Source organism: Candidatus Albibeggiatoa sp. nov. BB20, assembly GCA_016744725.1.
GTDB lineage: Bacteria > Pseudomonadota > Gammaproteobacteria > Beggiatoales > Beggiatoaceae > Albibeggiatoa.
Window position 1 is genome coordinate 1 of the sequence record JADGDW010000041.1, and the last position, 16238, is coordinate 16238.

At 38.4% G+C, this 16238-nt stretch carries 8 protein-coding genes; 6 read left to right on the forward strand and 2 right to left on the reverse strand.

All coding sequences use genetic code 11. From position 1 onward, the window contains the following. Positions 1-256: 256 nt before the first annotated feature. Positions 257-2845 (forward strand): hypothetical protein, encoded by a 2589-nt coding sequence (locus ABXH34_RS06650; RefSeq protein WP_353571085.1) that lies wholly within the window; start codon positions 257-259, stop codon positions 2843-2845. Between the two features lie 133 nt (positions 2846-2978). Continuing rightward, complete coding sequence (locus ABXH34_RS06655; RefSeq protein WP_353571086.1) at positions 2979-7439, forward strand: tetratricopeptide repeat protein; 4461 nt, start codon at positions 2979-2981, stop codon at positions 7437-7439. 191 nt (positions 7440-7630) lie between these two features. Here ABXH34_RS06655 and ABXH34_RS06660 read toward each other — a convergent pair whose 3' ends face one another. Then, positions 7631-9739, reverse strand: coding sequence for a GGDEF/EAL domain-containing response regulator (locus tag ABXH34_RS06660; protein WP_353571087.1), 2109 nt, complete (start codon positions 9737-9739; stop codon positions 7631-7633). 88 nt (positions 9740-9827) lie between these two features. Beyond that, positions 9828-10841: an SDR family NAD(P)-dependent oxidoreductase gene (locus ABXH34_RS06665; protein WP_353571088.1), complete on the reverse strand. Its 1014-nt coding sequence runs from the start codon at positions 10839-10841 to the stop codon at positions 9828-9830. A 355-nt stretch (positions 10842-11196) separates the two neighbouring features. On the opposite strand from ABXH34_RS06665, the gene ABXH34_RS06670 reads away from it, so the two are divergent. The 4 genes from ABXH34_RS06670 (at position 11197) to dnaK (ending at position 16213) form a co-directional block, all read left to right on the forward strand. Next, positions 11197-12654 (forward strand): tetratricopeptide repeat protein, encoded by a 1458-nt coding sequence (locus tag ABXH34_RS06670; RefSeq protein ID WP_353571089.1) that lies wholly within the window; start codon positions 11197-11199, stop codon positions 12652-12654. A gap of 349 nt (positions 12655-13003) precedes the next feature. After that, on the forward strand, positions 13004-13336 hold the full coding sequence (locus tag ABXH34_RS06675; protein WP_353571090.1) for a hypothetical protein: 333 nt from the start codon (positions 13004-13006) through the stop codon (positions 13334-13336). Between the two features lie 140 nt (positions 13337-13476). Further along, a complete protein-coding gene (grpE, locus tag ABXH34_RS06680; RefSeq protein WP_353571091.1) occupies positions 13477-14133 on the forward strand; it encodes a nucleotide exchange factor GrpE in 657 nt (218 codons plus the stop codon). Positions 14134-14272: 139 nt separating this feature from the next. Then, a complete protein-coding gene (dnaK, locus tag ABXH34_RS06685; RefSeq protein ID WP_353571092.1) occupies positions 14273-16213 on the forward strand; it encodes a molecular chaperone DnaK in 1941 nt (646 codons plus the stop codon). The last annotated feature ends 25 nt before the right edge of the window (positions 16214-16238 follow it).

Genomic DNA, 16238 nt, shown 5'->3' on the forward strand with positions numbered 1-16238 from the left:
TAATTCTTTAATGACAACAGGGCTTGGTCGCCCTGTATCCCGGCTTTCAGCCGCCAAGCCTCTAACCCACCCGTCTTTAGCGGGTGGTTGTTTAGTTTAAAGTGATACAGGACTGGCAATCCTTGATTTAAAAAGTGATTGATATTTAAAGTATAAAAGGACTACCAGTCCTAACATACAAACCAAAATTGACTATATGATTTAGGTTTTGGAACAGCATTAATGCTCATAAATTTAATTGTAGAGAGAGTCAGTTATGGATATTTTGGTTATTGCTGTGAGTGCCGTTGCGGGTATGATGGTGGTGTCAAAGCTTTCGAGCGTGGCGGCTGAGATCATTCCATTTAAGAAAAACAAACAAAAAACCGTTAACAAATCATCTGCCAAAGATGCACCTATTCAAAATAAAAAACCCATCACCGAAACCCCTGCTTATAATTTTTCCGTTCAAAAACAACAATCTAAATCTGTGCCTGATTCTTCCGTACAATTGCATTTTCATCAGTCTGTAGAAGAAACTAACATCAATATCGGTTCAGATAATAATCAAGCTATTTCTAGCATTTCAGACACCTATCAAGTTTCCAAAGTCATTGAATCTCACCAACCTTATTTAGCCAAACTTCCCCCTTTGAATCATAAAACCATTGGACGTGGTTCGGAGCTTGGACAGATTACCCGAGCGGTTCATACTAAAAAACAGGTAGTGGCGGTCATTGCGTTTGGTGGTGTGGGTAAAACCACTTTGGTGCGGCAATGGTTAACTAATTTTGCTAAGAAAGGTTATGAGGATTTCAAAGATAAAAAGATTTTTGCTTGGTCATTTTATAATCAGGGTTCGCATGAAACCCAAAATTCATCTGTGCCCTTTTTTGAAGAAGCCTTACCGTTTTTTGGTGCTGAAGCGATTCCTAAGCAAGATGAGCAAAAAGGTGAATTGTTAGCTAAGCTATTGTTTACAGAGCAAACCCTGTTAATTTTAGATGGTTTAGAGCCATTGCAAAATCGTGTGGATGTGATGGAAGGGCATTTTAAGGATGTGGCGTTGCAGCAGTTTTTATGGGCAGTGAAACGCACGGGTTATTCAACTCATAGTTTGATTTTGATGACTTCGCGGCAGCCGATTGAGGAATTAAAGGGTTTTGCAGGTTTTAAACAGATTGATTTACGCTTATTGAGTGATCCTAATGGAATGAAATTGTTAAAATCGTTGCAGGTTAAAGGGACTGATAAGGCATTACAAAGAGCCAGTCGAGATAACAAGGGCCATGCGTTGGCGTTGGTTTTGTTAGCGAAAGTATTAGTGCATTATTTTCAGGGTAATATCGCTTTACGCAATCAATTGCCGCATTTAAAACGAGGTGATAGAACTGAGGAGCGTCATGCACGGCGTATGTTGCAGTTTTATGATGAGCAGTGTTGGGATGCAGGGAGTTTGGAACGACGATTTTTGTATTTATTGGGTTTATTTGATAGACCGATGGGTTTGGTTGAAAAACAGGTTTTATTTGAGCAAGCAGAATTTGCCCAGCCATTGAATCAGTTGTCAGAGTTAGAGTTTAAAAATTTAGTTAAGAAGCTGGAAAATGCTAATTTGCTGTTTAATTCTGAAATTGATTGGGATTGTCATCCAATTATTCGCCAGTACTTTGGACAGCGTTTTAAGGACTCTCAAGAAGAATTATTTAAGCAAGCTCACTTGGTTTTGTTTGAGTATTATCAATCTGTGCCTGATAAATATCAGCCTGATACCTTAGAAGAATTAGAACCTTTGTATCATGCTGTGGTGCATGGCTGTTTGGCTGGAGAATATGAAAAAGCTAAGGAAGAGGTATTCCGCACTCGTATTAGACGAAAAGGTGAATTTTATTCTAATAAAAAACTTGGTGCATATAGCCAAGATTTAGCAGCTGTTAAAACATTTTTTTCTCAAGACTGGTCATACCCAATGCAACAGAACTTATCTCAAAGAGACCAAGCTTGGTTATTTGGAGTTGCTGCATTTCAGCTTATGTCATTAGGGCGGTTGTCTGAGGCCTTAAAGCTCAGAAAAATAAATCTAGCATTGCGTATAAACCTAGGAGAGTGGGAAGATGCCTCAATATCAGCTCAAAATTTGGCAACTATATATCTATTTTTAGGAAAATTAACTGAAGCTGAAGCTGCTGCAAGAAAAGCTGCCAAGTATGCAAAAAAAGCAAGAAACCTGTTTGAAGAAATAAGTAGTTACTGCCTGCTTACCATTTGTTTATATTATCAAAACTCTATAGGCGATGCGTTTAATTATTTTCAAGCAGTAGCTCAACAAATTCAAGGTCAACAATACTCATTATCTAGTTACTATCACTATTCTTTTTTGCTACACCAAACTGAAAATACCTATGAAATTAGACAGATATTAAATTTTGGAAAGAAATCATCTGAAATCCTCACAGAGCAACAAGGATTATTTGTATTCAGTAATGCTCTAAACCAGCTTATGCTAGCACACTGTCATCATATATTAGAAGAGCAAGAAAAAGCAAATGACCAATTTAATCAAGCAATTACTGTATTACGTAAGGCAGGAAGAATTCAATACTTTCCCATGTTCCTAATCGACCGCGCAAACTTCCATTTACAACAACAAAACTGGAATGATGCCAAACGTGACCTTGACGAAGCAGAATGTATTATCCAACGTGGTGATATGAAATTGTATGCGGTCGATTGGCACATTGCCATGAACAAATGTGAACGTGCAATGAACAACGAAAAAGCCGCTTTAAAACATAAAAAAATTGCAAAAGAGCTGATTAAACTCACGGGCTACAAATTACGCGAAAAATGTCTGAACCAAATTTAAAAATACGGATTCAACATTGAAATTGCCAGTGTTTATTTAAATCCTTGCTGGATACTTTTTGCTGCTTAAGATTGTAAATCTCAAATCCTCTGCTAATCTCCTTAATATTTGTCAAAGAATTTTGGAGTATTTCATGTTTACTCACAATAGGAAACGATGGCTATTTTTCAGCTATCTGTGCGTCTATCTCATCACCAGCTTCGCCCAAGCTGAAACCTGTAACAACAACCAATGTGACTACAGCATTAAACTACAACAAGCAGGTTCGTATGTAGCAAAAGTCAGTTTAGATCGTGCGGGCATCGCTGGGATTTGGGGCTTGTCAATCATACCTAAATCTACACCTCAACTTGAGGCTGCAAGTATTGGATTTGGCTCAGTGCTTAAACCTGCTGAACAAACATCCAGTCAAATAACATTCACGCTCTCAAAACCTCAAACGGTTCATTTCAGCTTTTATAACTACACAGAAGGCAGTCAACCAATTGCAGCAGCAATCAAGCAATATCAAAAAAAACAATACTTTACAATTGACAGACCTGTTGCAAACACCTCAGGGCAAACCTATGTCTCAGGTGAGTTGGCAGCGGGTGATTATCAAGTCAGTCTCTCAAACCTAAGTGAGAGCGAAGCTGCTTATGTTGGAATTTTATTACAAGCCAATGATATGAGTTGTTGCTCAAGCAGCGGCTGGATTGAACCAAATTCAGCTCAAGTGGGCTACGTCTATTTTAATTTAACTCAAGCAGCTACGGTTGATCTGTCGGTGCTATTTGGCGAAAGCTATGGCAACTTAGGTGCATCAAAACCGATACTGGGTCTCGATTATATTAATGCAGCAGGGGAAATTCAGGCAGTTCAAATTGAACAAGATGCGTTAAATATGATTGAAGGTCAAAATGCTAGTTATTGGGCAAATCAAGCAACAACGCAATTAGAAGCTGGAAATTATGAACAAGCAATCGCTAATTACAATAAAGCGTTAGAAGCTGATCCAACATTGACAGGTGCATTGTATAACAAAGGCTTAGCTGAGTATTATTTAGAACAATATGACAGCTCAATGCAATCTTATGCACAGGCATTGGAATTGAACGGCAATTTGGATCAAGCATGGAATAATTTAGGCCAATCACTATATGCTTTGGGTTGTTATCAACATGCTGCTTTGAGCTATGAGCAAGCCTCTCAAATTAATCCTAATGATTCAATTTATACCAATAACCATGAGTTAGCGACCCAACAATTCGCTGTACAAAATACTCCTCAAAATATAACATATCCTGCTGTTTTTGAAGAAATAACAATTGAAACAGAACGTCTTATATTTGCTCGTTTAAGTAATAATGGTCAATATTTACTCACAAATTCTGGCCATTATAAGGATGACAAAATACTACAAGTTTGGGATACGGTAACGGGGAAAAACCTTAGGAAGTTAACATTGCCTAGTACAAAAAACTTTATTAGAGCTATTTTTTCGCCTGATGGAAAATATATTATTGTTTATAATGGGAAAAATGACAGTTTATTATTATGGGATATAAGTAAGAATCAAACTATCAAATTTGATGACACATTATACAAAGAAAACGTTTTTTCTTTTAGCCATGATAACAAACAACTTGCTATTAAAGCGGTGGATAACACGATACGGTTTTGGGATATTGAAAAAGCTAAAGAAGTCAAAACCCTAGATTTACAGCAACATGTAGATAGCTATAGCAGAATAAGATTGGATCCCAATGAGAAATATTTAGCAACAGTTTCTAAAGCTCGATTTATTTATATATGGGATATTAATACGAAGCAGCTTGTTAATTATTTTAAAATTAATTCTGATTTATCATTATTTCAGTTCAGCCCTGATAGTGAATACATGATTGCCACTGCTCAGAATCAAAATAAGATATATATCTGGAATATTTTAACTGGTCTTGAGGTTGCTCAATTATCAGTCATGGGTGATGCTTATGGCAATGATATTGATATGTTGCAATTTAACAAAGAAGAAACATTGCTGATTTCAAAAACTTCTACAGCGATCCAGTTTTGGGATATTAAAACAGGTGGTAAAGAAGTTGCTCGGCTAGAAAATAGCGGGGGTTCTCAAGCCATACTCACGCATGATAATACAATTGCTGTTGTTAATGAACGTTATTACACCAAGTTTTGGGATTTATCTGTTATCCCATTACAAAGAGAATGTGCTTTAAAAGCCCCCTCAATATTACCGGCATTAGCTATTCAACCCATCAATAATATTGTGATGCCATCTGAACAAATCGTACAAACACAAGATGGACAATTCATCACTTTAAATACACAAGAGCAACAAGTACAACTGCGAATACAGTCTGATGTTTTTCTGCAACCACACTCTATACCTGAAGTTTTTGCAACCCATTTTACTCCTATTGATATCCCAACAGCTTCAGAACCCATAAAGATTGCTCAAAATATCATCCAACAGGCTGATTCTATTCATACCCATTTATTTAGCCCTGATAGTCGAACCTTGGTAACAACTCACCCAAATAGAAAGATAAAAATTTGGAATATTGAATCAGGTAAGCAAATAGCCGAAATTGAAGGTTACATATCTAATATGCCAATCAGCTTTAGCCCTGATGGAACAATACTGGCTTTTGGGGCTTATAAAAATGCGATACAACTATGGGATATGACAACAGGCAAGGCCTCATTTTACTTAACAGGACATACAGCACAAGTGACTCATATTCTATTTAGCCCTGATGGTAAAACAATTGCGTCATCCGCAGGAGAGCCAGCGTTCTATCCAAGATATGGTGATACTGTTGTACGTTTATGGGATGTGACAACAGGTCAACAAATAGCTGAGCTAAAGGGACATGAAAATGGTGGTAAAGTGCTTAAATTCAGCTTTGATGGGACGAAGTTAGCCACTATTTCAGGTGATGATATGATTTATATTTGGGATGTTGCAACAAACCAAAACATACTAGCCTTAAACAATAATGGACGGGAAATGAGAGGCTTGGAATTGAGTCCAGACGGGAAACAAGTAGCTGTTATACCGAGTTTCCGCCAAAAAAATGTACAAATATGGGATATTGAAACAGCTCAAAACATTGCAGAACTCCATCATGAGAAAAAGATTGGCCACATTCTGTTTATTTCAAATACCTTGCTGGTGTTTTCTGATGATTATAATAATCAAGAGATATTGAATGAAACTATTTATATTTGGGATACAAGCAATTATACCAAATTAGTGGATTTAGATGCGAGTACACTCAGTGATATTCAATTCCTACAGTTTAATGCGAATAAGCAACGTTTGGTTTTTGATGATGGTCGCCAAGTATCGATTTGGGATATGAAACAAAGAATCAAATTGCTTCAGTTTCGTTGTTCCTATCCCAATTCATATTATTATTATTCAGGCAGTGGGTGCGATACTCAATTAAATCAGCAGGGACACATCTTAGCTGGCGTTAATAAAAATAATGATATTTTGCTTTGGGATATGTCTGAATTAGATGAGCTAAAAAGAATGCCCAAAGAGCAAAGTTTAGATGCGCAGGACTACACATTAAGTCCTGATGGCAACATCATCGCAGCAAAATTAAAGGATGGCACATTACGACAGTGGGATATAACCACAGGGCAAGAATTCAGTAACATTGAGGTCAACGATAGTTTCAGCTCTGTTATATTCCAACCCAATACAGGCCAATTGCTGGGTATCAAATATGATTATAAGAAGGCTGTTATACAAATATTTGACGCTCTGACTCAGACCTATACGACTCAACTAGAATACCAAGGTTATACAGGCAAAAATAAGCTTAGCTTTAGTCCTGATGGAAAACGGCTTGCTGCTTATGGGTATAACAATGGAGGCTTTAATACCTTACCTAGTGAGATATGGGTATGGGACACTGCAACACAGCAATCGATGCTTAAACTTAAGACCCATGAAAATTGGGTTAATTCAGTTGTCTTTAGCCCTGATAGTACGCGCATAGTTTCGGCTTCATCTGATACCACAGTGCGTTTATGGAATGCCAAGACGGGAGAAACCATTGCGGTATTCAATGAACACCCATCATGGGTTAATGCGGCAACCTTTAGTCCTGATGGCAAACTCATCGCGTCAGCCTCTTATGACAAAGCAATTAGTATTTGGGATGCAGAAACAGGTCAACAACGTGCGGTATTTACTGGGCATTGGGATTGGGTCAACACAGTTGCGTTTAGTCCTGATGGAAAAACCCTGATTTCGGGTAGTAACGATCAAACGATTCGTTTATGGGATGTTGAAACAGGACAGCTAAAAGGCCTGTTTGCTACAACCGATGCCAATTTATATACCTCAACAAATTTTGGTGGGGTTAATCATATTCGTTTTAGTCCTAATGCTGAAAAAGTCATTTTTGTACAAAATGAAAAAGTGTATATTTGGGATTATGAATTGATGCAGCAACAGCTTGAACCTTCTGTACCAGAAACCGCACCTGAACCAGGATACTCAATGCCAAGCATGACAGATTATTATCGATATTTGGCAGAGCTTAAGGCTCAGGAACAGGCAGAAAATAATCAGTAGGAACAAAACAGCCAATAGTGACAAATAAAAGAAGGAAGTCAACCTTTTAAATAGTGTTTTATACCATTGAGTCTATTGGTCAAGTAATGTGCTTGAAAATCTAAGAATCAAGACTACACTAATAAGTAACTTCCTCCTTTTTGACGGATTGTACCCACCTCGCAAGGTCTAGCGGTTGGGTACTTTTTTTATTATTCCTCGTCTGAAAAATCAAAAATCAAATCATCAATCGGCTCTTGAATATAATGACCTTGAGCAAAATCCACTTCACACGACCAGAGTACGGTTAAACTGTTTGCATCCTCAACCGCTTCAGCAATGGTTTTCATACCCAATTCATGGGTTTTCTTAACAATATCTTCAATCGCTTTTTGATTTTCTGCATTGTCCGTCGTACCCAAACCTTTAGTAAACGAACCATCAATTTTGACATAATCTACAGGCAAATGGCGCAGCGTGGTTTCATAATTTAAACCTGTACCAAAATGCTCTAAGGCGGATTGGCAATTCATGGCTTTAAGAGCGGTCATAAAGGCTTTGGCTAGTTTTACTTGGCTAATCGCACTTGATTCACTGATTTCAACAATGACCCGTTCTCCTGGTACTTGAGCGGCTTTCAATAATTTACGAATAAATAATAAAATACTTTCATCTCGAATCGACTGATCCGACAGCTTAATAAATAAATGCGTAGGCTCACCCCGTTTTTCTTTTTCAGCAATTTTGGCCACACTTTCTTTCAATACCCACTTATCTAAATCAGTGACCATATTTGCTTGTTCAGCAGCATCGAATAAGTCTGCGGTGGGCACGTTTTGGCCGTCAGCATCTTGCATCCGTAAGAACACTTCATAAATGGCTTGGGTATCATCATGCAAACTGACAATCGGTTGAAAGCGTAACGACAAACGATTTTCATCAAATGCGGTCTCAATCAATTTGGCCACATTACTGTTTTTATGCTCTTTATCCGCACCGCTTTTATTCACGACAGCTTTGTATACGTTAAAGCCATTGCCGCCTTTTTTCATCATTTCGGTACATGCTGCATGTGCATCACTTAAAACCCCCTGCGGTGTTGCTGAGGACGCTAAAACCAGTGCAATACCGACACTACAAGTGGCGACTAAAGTTTGATTGCCAATTTCAGTCACTTGAGATTCGACCACTTTACAAATTTTCTGGGCTAATGCACCTGCATACTTTACATCTTTATCAGGAATCAAAATCGTAAAAGCACTGTCGTTAAATCGTGCAACACTACCGCCATCACCGACTTTCTTCAAAAGTTTGCCAATGTTTTGAATCACAGGGTCAGCACCACCGACTCCAACACGGTCACGAATCGAAACAAAATCATCAATCATCACATATAGCAACACGCTGCGTACATGTTCAGCCATGGCTTTGGCTAAGGCTTTTTCAAGTAATAAAAGGAAATGTTGCCGATTAAATAAACCTGTTAGCTGGTCGCGGCGACTGACTTCTTTTAACTGGCGTTCCAGTTCTTCACTTTGGGATTGGTCACGAATAATAACTTGAATACAAGGCTCGCTATCATAACGCGCGTGACTAACTTCCATTTTAAATTTAAAGCGTTTGTTATTGGATTTAAGGCCTTCTAAGTTAATATTGCGTTCTTCTTCCTTAGTATCAGCCATAAAATCCCGCATGAATTCTTTAAAATTAGCTTGGTCATTCATGGAGACTAAATCCATAATTGGCACGCCTTCCATATCGTCCAACTTTTTATAGCCAAACATATCTAAATAGCTGGGATTTGCATGGATGTGCATACCATCATGAACATAGGAAATTGCATCACGTGAAGTCTCCAATAACATTTTGTTATGTTTTTGGCCTTCTTTGTACAATTGTTCTAATTGACGACGCTTACGACGTTCCGCCAGATTTTCTAGCTCTAAGCCAACCACGGTTTGTAAACAAGTTTCGGGGCTGTCCGGCACAACTTGTTTTGCACCTGCGGCCAACGCTTCAGCAATTACTTTCCCATCCAAAGCATCTGTAATCACAATAATGGGAATATCTTGTTTCGCGGTTTGGACAATTTCACATACCGTGGTGGCAGTGAGTTCATAAATCTCAGGATCGCCAATCCGTGGCACAGTAATGATTAAATCCCATTCTTGCTGTGCCAAAGCATCTTGCAAATCTTCATCGTCTTCAATGTGTTTCGGGCGGATAGGAAAACGGGCTTTGCGTAGTCGATTCAGAATGACCTCAGCATCGTTGGCAGATTCCTCAATCACAATTAAGCGGATAATGTCATTCTGTATCACACTGTTTCTCCTTCAAAATACCAGTATTCATGCGTCAGTCTGGAAGTTATGTTGATTATAATACAATTACCTTTTAAATCGAAACGACTTAGGATTGAGGGTAAAAGCTTTTATACCATGCGGCAAATTGGGCGACACCATATTCAACGGAGGTTATTGCTGAATAGTCAAAATCTTGTTGTAATAAACGGGTATCTGCAAAGGTTTTCAATACATCACCTGCTTGTAAGGGTTGTAAATCCAGTTTTGCTTTGATGCCTAAGTGCTTTTCTAATAGTTCGATATAATACATTAGGCTCACTGCGCGGCTACAACCTATATTATAAATTCGATAGGGTGCTTGGCTGCTAGAGGGTGTGGGTTGAAGCGGATTCCAGTCGGTATCTTTTTGAGCGGGCTTGTCAATAACGTGTTCAACCCCATCGATAATATCATCAATATAAGTAAAATCTCGCACCATTTCACCATGATTATAAACAGGAATGGCTTTCCCTTCTGTCATCAAATTTGCGAATTTAAACAATGCCATATCAGGACGCATCCAAGGGCCATACACCGTAAAGAATCGTAAACCTGTACAGGCTAAATCATACAAATGTGCATAACTATGTGCCATCAATTCATTGGCTTTTTTAGTGGCAGCATATAGGGAAATAGGATGGTCAACGCTATCGGATTCGCTAAAAGGTTGTTTTACATTTGCACCATAAACCGAGCTGGATGAAGCAAATACAAGGTGTTTTACATGAGTTTGGCGACAGCCTTCTAAAATATGTCCAAACCCTGTTAAATTGGTATCAAAATAGAACTCAGGATGATCGATTGAATAACGAACCCCTGCTTGTGCTGCAAGATTTACCACCACATCAAATTGATGCTGTTCAAACAATGCATGCATTGCCACTCTATCAGTAATATCGAGAAGCTGGAAATGGAATTGTGCCGATGATGTTAAACGAGCAAGGCGTGCTTTTTTCAATTCAACAGCATAATAGTCATTTAAATTGTCTATGCCATAAACAGTGTCACCACGTTTTAATAGGCGTTGTGCCAGTGCTGAGCCAATAAAACCCGCAACTCCTGTCACTAAGATTGTTGCCATTAATGCTTACCAAACTTGCAAAAACGCTTAATTTTACTCATTTCAAAATCAATACGCAAAATTGTCTCCATGATGCGATGCTTTTCCTCAGTCAATATCTGGGGTAATTTGATAAACTCTAGTGCAGAAACACGGCACATTCTAGTTTAAATTTTAAATAACTGATCTGAGTTCAAAATCTGAAACGTCAGGCTGGGAATTGCGGCAATGATTCATTTTTCTCAAATATGGACTTTTGTTAAGAGCATAAATGAGTTATATCCGTTGTTATTCATCAATCTTTGTAGCGATGCTCTTGTCAATTGCTTTATAATAGTCCATTAGACGATAAGCGACTGGCATTGGACATTCTGGAATGATGAGACGAAATCAAAAAATGAAAATTACAGACCCTTACTTAAAAGAACGAGTGCAGCTCTCAGGCGAGCAAAGTTCAGGTACAGGGTGGTTTTTTGGGCTATTTTTTTTAGCATTACTAGGCGGTGGTGGTTATTATTTTTATCCACAAATTCAGCCTCATGTACAGCCATTAGTAACAAAAGTACAACAGCAAATAGCTGGATTAATGGCTAAATCAGAGCCTACAACGACATCAGAACCGATTAAAACGGCCAATATTACTGATGATAAAATCGACACGACAGAAATAAGCAAGCAAATTCCTGAACCACCAACAAAGCCTGTTAGCGATAAGGTTGTGATTGTGACTTCTGAGGAAGGTTCTGAATCAGAAAAAACCTCTGATGCTAAAGTCACTGATTCAAATTCAGAGAAGACTAAGCCCGTTGCTGAAGTCGTTGCAAGCACCAAACCGAAAACAGCCGAACAAACTGTAGAAACAACACCATCTAAACCAGAAGTTAACCAGCCTGTAGTCGAAAATACAGTTGCTGCAACTGAGACCAAATCAGAAACTAAGCCATCGATCCCAGAAGCTAAGTCTACTGCTCCAAAAACATCATTGTCAGAAGTGGCAGTCACCACCGCATTACCACATGAAATGCCCAACGTTGGCAAACCAAAATCCACAACAGAAGAAGCAAAACCTGAGCAGCCTGCCGCAGAGCTAACGCCACAGCAACAAGCCCAAGTCAAAAAATTAATGTCTAAAGCCAAAGTGCAGTTACGCCGTTTACGTTTGACTAGACCTGAGGGTGATAATGCTTATGCAAGCTATCAGGCGTTAAAAAAATTGGATGAGCAAAAAGCCAATGAAGTATTAACCAACATCGTAAATTGGTATCAGACTGAAGCTAAGAAAAATTTAAAAGAAGGTTGGATTGCTTATCCTGCAAAACGTAATGCAATGGTTGTTTATCAACGCTTAGAAAAACTTGCGCCTGAACATGAAGGTACAGTGGCTTTATTAAAAGATATTTTGCTTGCATTGAAAACACGAGTCGATATTCATTTAGAACGCAATAATATTCTCAAGCCCAAAAATGACAATGCCTATGTTAATGCGCGATTGATGTATAATACAGCGCCTCAACATGAGCTGACTCAAGCCAGTTTAGCCAATGTTGAACAGCGGATGTTAAAAATTGCTGATAAACAAATTGCACGGAAAAAATTCACCACCCCAGAAAATGACAGTGCATATCAAACCTATAAAACCATGTTGAAAATGAATCCCGAAAGCGTCAATGCCAAGCAAGCAATTAAAGCTTTGGCAACCCGTTATTACAACTTGGCTTTAAAACGCAAGGCTCAAGGTCGCAAGAGCTCAGCTATTTCCCTTGTTGACCGTGGTTTAACTATTGATGCTGAACATGAAGAACTGAAAAGTTTAAAGCAAAAGCTTGAAAATTAACTGTCAGTAGCATGAAAGCAGATTGAGTATTGTTAATCACTCGCTGCTTTTTTCTGTATTTATTGATGGCAATATAAGTGATAGAAATAGGGGCAATTTTAGCAAATATCCCTATTTACATGATTATTACTAAATTCAGGTATGAAAAATAAATCGGCGCACATCATATCGTGTGGCTACTTTTATAGGATTGTTACAATTGCATATACTTGCTGCCTAGTCGTTCCTACTCCTTCATAAAGCTCTAAATAGATCATTGGGTCAATAAAAATCATTATGGTATGCTATATTGCTTTTTCACATAACTCACAGTATTTAGGCCAATGAGAAATCCATAAAGGTTGATTGGATGCAAGAAGATTTCACTCAAGCATTAACACAAGTTATTGAATTAATTAAAGGAGTAGTGGATGGTTTAAAAAATTATTTACTAGGCCATCCTATTGAAGTATTTATTGTTATTTGCATTCTCATTGCAAGTGTTGTTTTATTTTACTATTTGCCTAAAATTCTGGCAGCACTATATAAAGACCTAGTACAACTTTTTATTATTCTGGTTAGATGGGCTGTGTTTAGCATTATTATTGTGTTCTCTATTTGGACGATTGCCAGCTTTTCTACGACTTGCGGTTTAATCAATGAACACTTAGGAACAAAGCTAAAATGTGAAGCTCAAAAATAAAGATTAAAAATCCTTATTGCTACAAAACCAATTATTTATTTTCACCGATAACTCTTGAATCAAATCTATTTATCCCCATAAAAAATCTCTTAAATATTCTAGGTAAATAAATCCAGATTTCGATACTTTTGGGAGTCAATATGACACATTCTGCGCAATCAGAAACTGAAGAAAAAACACAAGAACAAGCTGAAACAATAGTCGAGGAACAACAAACTGAAGTAGCAGAGCCAGAAAAAGCCGAAGCAACTGACACAGATAATACTGAAACACAAGAAGAACAAGTTGAGCCAGAAGAGGTTTCAGAATTAAGCTTAAAAGCTAAATTAATTGAAGCTGAAGCTAAACTCGCAGCGGCTGAGAAAAAAGCCCAAGATAACTGGGAAGCATTAGTACGCCAAAAAGCAGAATATGAAAACTTACAAAAACGCACTGAACGTGATGTTGAAAATGCGCGTAAGTTCGCCCTAGAAAAGTTTGTTAATGAATTGCTTCCTATTCGGGATAATCTTGAAATGGGTATTGAAGCTGCCAGCAAACCAAATATGCAAGTTAATACCGTAATTGAAGGCATGAATCTCACAGATAAAGCCTTTATTAATGTGTTAAATAAATTTGGGATTGTAGAAATTAATCCTCATGAACAAAAATTTGACCCTGATTGGCACGAAGCAATGGCAATGCAACCCATTCCAGATATGGAAGACAATACCGTTGTGATTGTGCACCGTAAAGGTTACCACCTCAATGAGCGGTTATTACGTCCAGCTCAGGTTGTGGTGGCAAAGCAAGCTTAATAGTAGAAGGGCGTTTTGCCCTCAAGAAAACTGAATAACAATATAACGCCATGAAATAAAGCTGAAAAACCGCTTGAAATACAGCTTTTAACCCTCAACTAATCATGGCAGAAAAGAACAACTTACTAAGGAGTAAACAATGGCTAGAATTATTGGTATTGATTTAGGAACGACTAACTCATGTGTCGCAATCCTTGAAGGCAAAAATCCTCGTGTGATTGAAAACAGCGAAGGTGCACGTACAACCCCTTCAGTTGTTGCATTTACCAATGATGACGAAGTCTTAGTTGGTCAATCTGCAAAACGCCAAGCAGTGACAAATCCAAGCAACACATTATTCGCCGTAAAACGTTTAATCGGTCGTAAATTTGCCGACCAAATCGTTCAACGCGATATTAATATGGTGCCTTATAAAATCGTAAAAGCGGACAATGGTGATGCGTGGGTTGGTGTAAGAGATAATAAAATGGCCCCGCCTGAAGTTTCAGCCCGTGTCTTAATGAAAATGAAAAAAACTGCTGAAGATTTCTTAGGTGAAGAAGTGACTGAAGCGGTGATTACTGTACCTGCTTACTTCAATGATTCACAACGTCAAGCCACAAAAGATGCAGGCCGTATCGCGGGCTTAGACGTAAAACGTATTATCAATGAACCAACAGCAGCATCATTGGCTTATGGCATGGATAAGAATGCAGGCGACTCTAAAATTGCCGTATATGACTTAGGTGGCGGTACATTTGACGTATCTATTATTGAAATTGCTGAAATCGATGGTGAACACCAATTTGAAGTATTATCAACCAATGGTGATACTTTTCTAGGTGGTGAAGATTTCGACTTACGTATTATTGATTTCTTGGTTGAAGAATTTAAGAAAGAATCTAGCGTTGATTTGAAAAATGATCCATTAGCATTGCAACGTTTGAAAGAAGCCGCTGAAAAAGCCAAAATTGAATTATCATCAGGCACTCAAACTGACATCAACTTACCTTACATCACTGCTGATGCGTCAGGGCCTAAACATTTAAACATCAAATTAAATCGCGCTAAATTAGAATCTTTGGTCGAAGATTTAGTTGATCGTACTTTAACTCCATGTCGTACTGCGTTGAAAGATGCGGGCTTATCTGCAAGCGAAATCGATGACGTGATTTTGGTTGGCGGTCAGTCTCGTATGCCTAAAGTACAAGACGCGGTTAAAGCTTTATTCGGCAAAGAACCTCGTAAAGACGTGAACCCTGATGAAGCAGTTGCGATTGGTGCAGCGATTCAAGGCGCAGTGTTATCTGGTGATGTGAAAGATGTATTATTGTTAGATGTTTCTCCATTGTCATTAGGTATTGAAACAATGGGCGGTGTGATGACTAAATTGATTCCTAAAAACACCACCATTCCGACTAAAACATCACAAATCTTCTCAACGGCGGACGATAATCAAACTGCGGTAACCGTACATATATTACAAGGTGAACGTGAAGTTGCCTCAGCGAATAAATCGCTAGAAAAATTTGACTTAACAGGTATTCCACCCGCTCCACGCGGTGTGCCTCAAATTGAAGTGGCTTTTGATATTGATGCCAATGGTATCTTGCACGTATCTGCGAAAGATAAAGCGACAGGCAAAGAACAGAAGATCGAAATTAAAGCATCTAGTGGTTTAACTGATGGTGAAATTGATCGTATGGTTCAAGATGCGGAAGAACATGCAGCCGAAGATAAGAAATTCCAAGAATTAGCAACAGCACGCAACTCCGCTGACCAAATGATTCATGCCACTGAAAAATCAGTGAAAGATTTAGCAGAAAAAGTCTCTGATGAAGACAAATCCGCAGCAGAAGCAGCGGTTGCAAGCTTACGTGAAGCAGTGAAAACTGAAGACAAAGACGATATTGAAGCAAAAACTCAAGCTTTGGTTGAAATCTCTAGCCGCATCGCACAACAAGCGTATGGTGATAATCCAGCAGGAGAGGCACCTGAAGGCTTTACTGATGCCGCTCAAGCAGCACAAGCGGGTGGCAGTGCCACAGGCGAAGATGTTGTTGATGCGGAATACACTGAAGTAAAAGATGCCAAAAAATAAATTTCAAAGCTTTTAATCAATACTA